The sequence below is a fragment of the Photorhabdus heterorhabditis genome (genome assembly GCF_001280945.1).
GTDB classification, from domain to species: Bacteria; Pseudomonadota; Gammaproteobacteria; order Enterobacterales; family Enterobacteriaceae; genus Photorhabdus; species Photorhabdus heterorhabditis.
The window spans coordinates 1-1,429 of the sequence record NZ_LJCS01000166.1 but is presented as its reverse complement, the minus strand read 5'-3'; the positions used below and the strand labels follow the sequence as shown (position 1 = coordinate 1,429).

Below are 1,429 nucleotides of genomic sequence, written 5' to 3'. Positions count from 1 at the left end.
GGCAATTAAATGCAAATAGCCACTTAAAAGGTAAAGCCGCCGAATTAATTATTAATGAAGTCACCGGTAATGGGCAGTCTGACCTGCAAGGCAAACTGGAAATTCTGGGTCATAAAGCCAATGTAATGATAGCTAACCCCAACGGCATTACCTGTGATGGCTGTGGTTTTATTAATACCGGCAGTGCAACATTGACTACCGGTAAGCCTCAATTTGATAAACAGGGCGCACTGGAAGTACTGGAGGTTAAACAAGGCCAGATTACCCTTGGCGGTAAAGGGCTGGATGGCAAGGCGACGGATTATGTCGATATTATCAGCCGGGTGACTGAATTAAATGGAAAAATTCAGGCGAATAATTTATCCCTGACACAAGGGGCTAATCGGATTGATTTTAACGATGGCACAGTGAAAAAAATCACCGGAGAAGGCGCTAAGCCTCAATTAGCGATTGATACCAAAGCCTTAGGGGGGATGTATGCTAATAAGATCCGCTTGATTGCCACAGAAGAGGGGGTCGGCGTTAATCTGAAAGATTTAACCAGTGACCAGCGTGATATTACCTTAAACGTTAATGGTAAAATTGAACTGGGAAAGGTCAAAGCCAAAACGGATTTTAATCTTAGTGCGAAAGAAACCCATATTGCGCCAAATATCCAGATACAGTCAGAACGGGATATTACTCTGGCAAGTACTGAATTGGATAATAAAGGGCGTGTCACTGCGGGCCGGGATGCACGGATATTGGGTGATACTTTACGTAATACCGGAGATAAAGCACTTCTGCAAGCCAATAATCATATGTGGATACAGAAGGATGCTCAAGGGAATAAAGGTAAACTTGTCGAGAATAGATCGGCAACAATAAAAACCGTGAAGGGCGATTTGGTTGTCAGGACTCATGAACTGAATAATGTCAGGAGTATCTATTATTTCGAAAAAAGAGAAACCGCACCCAACCCGACAGATAAAAATTTTGATATCCTTGCCGCACAATATGAAAGTGAATATAAATTAAAAAGCATGCAACCCAGTGTCCTGATGTCTGGCGGAAATATTTATGTTAACAGTGATCTATTATCAAATCAGGAAATGAGCAAAATTGAAGCCGGAAAAGATATATTTTTGACGGGCAAAAATCTTTCTAATACCAGCCGAATATCTGAGGACAAATCAGGATCTTTTAATCTCTTTGAATATTTCCCTAAGGATAGTTATGTTTCTATAACCGATTCACTGAATATCCCTACGGGGATCTATCAACTGGCTTCTAATGGTATTTCTGGAAAAATTGACACCTATCATCAATGGGATGATAAAAATTATCATCTCTTACCCAACGGTGAAGTCAAATATGATATTAGAAAAGACAAACTGGTGGTTGAGCGCGCCAGTATTATCGCAAAAGGTCATCTTGTCGCCGACTTTAG

Annotated in this window: 1 protein-coding gene; it reads left to right on the top strand. The window is 40.8% G+C overall.

Going from position 1 to position 1,429, the window contains the following annotated elements; translation table 11 throughout:
* Positions 1-1,429: filamentous hemagglutinin N-terminal domain-containing protein (locus tag AM629_RS24880; RefSeq protein ID WP_235525578.1), on the top strand; the 1,429-nt coding region annotated here is incomplete at both ends.